The sequence below is a fragment of the Streptomyces sp. STAM6 genome (genome assembly GCF_054963715.1).
Genome location: NZ_JBUEFZ010000079.1, coordinates 1 through 3467 on the forward strand (window position 1 = coordinate 1; position 3467 = coordinate 3467).

Genomic DNA, 3467 nt, shown 5'->3' on the forward strand with positions numbered 1-3467 from the left:
TCCCGGTGCACCACATCGGCGCGGTGGATCGCCGCGAGCGCCTCCACGAGCCCCACGCCCAGCGCGCGAACCGAACGCTCCGGCAACGCCCCCGAGACGACCACCGCGTCGTGGAGCGACGGGCCCGGAATGTAGGCGGTCGCCAGCCACGGCGGGGTTCCCGTGGGGTCCGCGTCGACCACCCCGGCGGTGAACAGCCCGCTCACCGACCGCGAGGCGGCCACTTCCCTGGCGAACCGTCTGCGGAAGTCGTACTCCTGCGCGAGGTCGGGCCGGATCACCTTGACGGCGACCTGCCGATTGCCCGGCGAACGGGCGAGATAGACCCGGCCCATCCCGCCACTGCCCAGACGCGCGACAATCTGATAGGGACCGACCTTACGTGGATCATCGGGCGACAGCGGTTCCAAGGGGCCCCCTCCATGACAACCTGCAGAAACACGTTGCCGAGCGGACAAATCATATCGGCGCGCCCCTCGTCGCCGCAGCGTTGTGCGTACCCGAACACCCCCGGTCGCCACGGCAGTTTGTCGCCAGGCCCGCACGGGCGCCCGCCAGGTCCGCCGGGCAGTGCTCCGCCGGCCCGCCCAGCGGCCGCGTCCCGGCGCCCGTGCGGGCGAAGTGGCCACGTGACAGCCCTTGACTCCTTCGGCGGCAGCCACCATCCTCGTCAGGCATTTGTGGGGACATGACAATGTCTACGGGACACGGGTGATCACGGTGATGACGTTGCTTCGACGCCCGCGCGGTGGGATCAAGCTCCTCGCGGTCCTTTCCCTCCTCCTCACCGTGGTCGCCATGGGTCCGGCCCAGGCGCAGGTCGAGACCGGGGACGAGGCGAGGGCGTCGGCCGGACCCGGCTGGTGGGACCCGGTCGACCGGCCCGCGCCCGACTCCGGCATCAACGCCGTCGGCGAGCCGTTCAAGGGGACCGACGCCCGGGGCCGCGTACGGGGCTTCGTCGACGCCCATGACCACATCATGTCCAACGAGGCCTTCGGCGGCAGGCTGATCTGCGGCCGCGCCTTCTCGGACCAGGGTGTCGCGGACGCGCTCAAGGACTGCCCTGAGCACTATCCCGACGGCTCCCTCGCCGTCTTCGACTTCATCACCAAAGGGGGCGACGGGAAGCACGACCCGCATGGCTGGCCCACGTTCAAGGACTGGCCCGCCCACGACTCCCTGACCCACCAGCAGAACTACTACGCCTGGGTGGAGCGCGCCTGGCGCGGCGGCCAGCGCGTCCTCGTCAACGACCTCGTCACCAACGGGGTGATCTGCTCGGTCTACTTCTTCAAGGACCGCGGCTGCGACGAGATGACCTCCATCCGGCTGCAGGCACGCAAGACCTACGAGATGCAGGCCTACGTCGACAGGATGTACGGCGGCCCCGGAAAGGGCTGGTTCCGCATCGTGACCGGCTCGGAGCAGGCCCGCGAGGTCATCGAGCAGGGTAAACTGGCCGTCGTCCTGGGGGTGGAGACCTCCGAGCCGTTCGGCTGCAAGCAGATCCTCGACATTCCCCAGTGCGGCAAGGACGACATCGACCGCGGTCTGGACGAGCTCCACGCCCTGGGCGTGCGCAGCATGTTCCTGTGCCACAAGTTCGACAACGCCCTGTGCGGGGTCAGGTTCGACCAGGGCACTCTCGGCACGGCCATCAACATCGGCCAGTTCCTGTCGACGGGCACCTTCTGGAAGACCGAGAAGTGCACCGGCCCGCAGCACGACAACCCCATCGGTCTCGCGGCGGCGCCCGAGGCGGCGAAGAAGCTCCCGCCGGGGGTGACCGTCCCCTCGTACTCCTCCGAAGCCCGCTGCAACACCCGCGGCCTCACGTCGCTCGGCGAGTACGCGCTGCGCGGCATGATGCAACGGAAGATGATGGTCGAGATCGACCACATGAGCGTGAAGGCCACCGGCCGCGTCCTCGACATCCTGGAGTCCGAGTCGTACCCCGGGGTCATCTCCTCGCACAGCTGGATGGACGAGGACTGGACCGAACGCGTCTACCGCCTCGGCGGCTTCATCACCCAGTACATGCACGGCGCGGACGGCTTCATCGCCGAGGCCAGGCGCACCAAGGCCCTGCGCGACAAATACGGCGTCGGCTACGGCTACGGCACCGACATGAACGGCGTCGGCGGCTGGCCCGGCCCGCGCGGGGCCGACACTCCGAACCCGGTCCGCTACCCCTTCCGCAGCGCCGACGGGGGCACGGTCTTCGAACGCCAGACCACCGGCGAACGCACCTGGGACATCAACACCGACGGGGCCGCCCACTACGGCCTGGTCCCGGACTGGCTGGAGGACATTCGCGTCGTCGGCGGCGCGGACGTGATCGCCGACCTGATGCTGGGTGCCGAGTCCTACCTCACCACCTGGCGGAAGTCCGAGGAGCACAAGGCCGGCGTGAACCTGGCCGCCGGGTCCCCGGCCTCGGCCAGCTCGTCCGAGTGGAACCCGTTCATCAGTTACGCCCCCGGACGCGCCGTGGACGGCAACACCCGCACACGCTGGGCGAGCCACTGGCGCGACCCCCAGTGGCTCCAGGTCGATCTGGGTGCCTCCCGCCTGGTCAAGCGCGTCACCCTCGACTGGGAACGGGCACACGCGAAGGCCTACCGGATCGAGGTGTCCGCCGACGGCGCCGAATGGCGGACGGTCTGGTCCACGACCACCGCCGACGGCGGCCTGGACACCGCGCGGTTCACCGGCGTGCCGGCCCGCTACGTACGGGTCACGGGCCTCCAACGCGGCACGGGATGGGGGTACTCGCTCTATGAGCTGGGTGTCTACAGCGGCTGACACCGCCGGGCGGTCACCGGCCGATCACTCGGCGATCTCGGTCCTCTCCCACCATTCGTAGACGGGCAGGCGCCCCTCCGCGGTGTCCTGATGGCGCGAGGTGAGTTTGAAGTGCTCGTAGCCGGCCCTGAACCGGATCTTCAGCTCGTCCCCGGGCGGGGTGATCGGGACGACCCGCTCGGGCAGCTCGTCCGGGCCTCCTTCGAGGAATGCCTTGGTGTTGGTCATGGCGACATTGTCACGCCACCCGCCGCATCCACCCGCTCCGCAACGCGGCAACCGCCGCAATACCCCGAATGCAGCCCGCGGAGTGGCGCAAGGGGGCTCCGGACGGCGTCACGTCAGTCGTCCGGGTCGAACCGGAACTCGCCCGTGGCGCTGTCGCGGGAGACCCGCCAGGCGCGGGGTGCCAGGGAGAACTCCTCCTCGGCCCACCCGGCGATGGCCGGAGCGAGGGCCGTTTCCGCGTAGTCCACCTCGATGATCTCCAGTGCGCGTACCGCGATCACGAGGAGAGGGCTGGTCTCGGCGGACTCGATGGCGCCGCAGACCGCCCCGAGGCCCTCCCGCAGTGCGGCGATCTCACCGGTGTTGAGCGTCAGCCGGGTGCCGTAGAAGGCGTCGACGACCTCGGAGACGTCCAGGAGGACCCGGTCACT

At 69.7% G+C, this 3467-nt stretch carries 4 protein-coding genes; 1 reads left to right on the top strand and 3 read right to left on the bottom strand.

The features are described from left to right. On the bottom strand, positions 1–410 hold a 410-nt coding region (locus ACY34K_RS33715; protein WP_462754058.1), incomplete at its 3' end, for a protein kinase domain-containing protein. 313 nt (positions 411–723) lie between these two features. On the opposite strand from ACY34K_RS33715, the gene ACY34K_RS33720 reads away from it, so the two are divergent. Continuing rightward, positions 724–2808, top strand: coding sequence for a galactose-binding domain-containing protein (locus ACY34K_RS33720; protein WP_462754060.1), 2085 nt, complete (start codon positions 724–726; stop codon positions 2806–2808). Positions 2809–2832: 24 nt separating this feature from the next. On the opposite strand, the gene ACY34K_RS33725 is transcribed toward ACY34K_RS33720, so the two are convergent. Beyond that, positions 2833–3036 carry a DUF5988 family protein gene (locus ACY34K_RS33725; protein ID WP_462754062.1) on the bottom strand — a complete coding sequence of 68 codons (204 nt, stop codon included), beginning with the start codon at positions 3034–3036 and terminating at the stop codon, positions 2833–2835. A gap of 113 nt (positions 3037–3149) precedes the next feature. Then, positions 3150–3467 (bottom strand): hypothetical protein (locus ACY34K_RS33730; protein ID WP_462754064.1); only part of this gene is annotated, 318 nt, incomplete at its 5' end.